This window comes from Corallococcus sp. CA041A (assembly GCF_003612075.1).
GTDB classification, from domain to species: Bacteria; Myxococcota; Myxococcia; order Myxococcales; family Myxococcaceae; genus Corallococcus; species Corallococcus exiguus.
The window spans coordinates 1-559 of the sequence record NZ_RAWF01000594.1 but is presented as its reverse complement, the minus strand read 5'-3'; the positions used below and the strand labels follow the sequence as shown (position 1 = coordinate 559).

Annotated in this window: 2 pseudogenes; both read right to left on the bottom strand. The window is 66.2% G+C overall.

Annotation, left to right across the window (positions count from 1 at the left end):
• Nucleotides 1–339: pseudogene (locus tag D7V77_RS42380) on the bottom strand (hypothetical protein); the annotation flags it as partial.
• Nucleotides 340–445: 106 nt separating this feature from the next.
• Nucleotides 446–559, bottom strand: a pseudogene (locus tag D7V77_RS42375) (IS5/IS1182 family transposase); the annotation flags it as partial.

Genomic DNA, 559 nt, shown 5'->3' with positions numbered 1-559 from the left:
GGAGATGCTCTCCTTGAGTGGGTCGAGTGACAGCGCCAGCGCCACGCCGAACTTGTCCCAGTCACTCAGCCCCATCACGTCTTCGAGCAACGAGATGCAGTCGCCCCTACGAAGCCCCGGCTCGCAGAAGCCCCCGAAGGCACGGTCCGACACCTGCGACCCTCGGGAGTAGGACGCGCGGACCCATTCCCCCGGCCGTGAAGCCCGGAGGCGCAGGGGTGTCACCAGAACCAGCTCGGTCAGCGCCTCTTCAAAGGCCTCCTCCCCCACTGTCACGGCCCGGACGGGAGAAGGCGGGCTGTACTCGATGGGGGCGCCCTCGCCGGTATCCAGCCTCACCCTGCCCCTTGAGGCAGCACACGCACTGAGCAAGGCGAGGATCAGGACAGCGAGCTGGACTCGAAAGGCCATGGACCCCTCCGGGTCCACTCCCTAGGGGGTGTCCCTAATTAAGCCAAAGCATCATGCAGGCCAGGTGGAGGACCGCCAGGTAGTTGGTGGCGGTCTTCTCGTAGCGGGTGGCCACGGCGCGGAAGCGCTTGAGGCGGTGGAACATGCA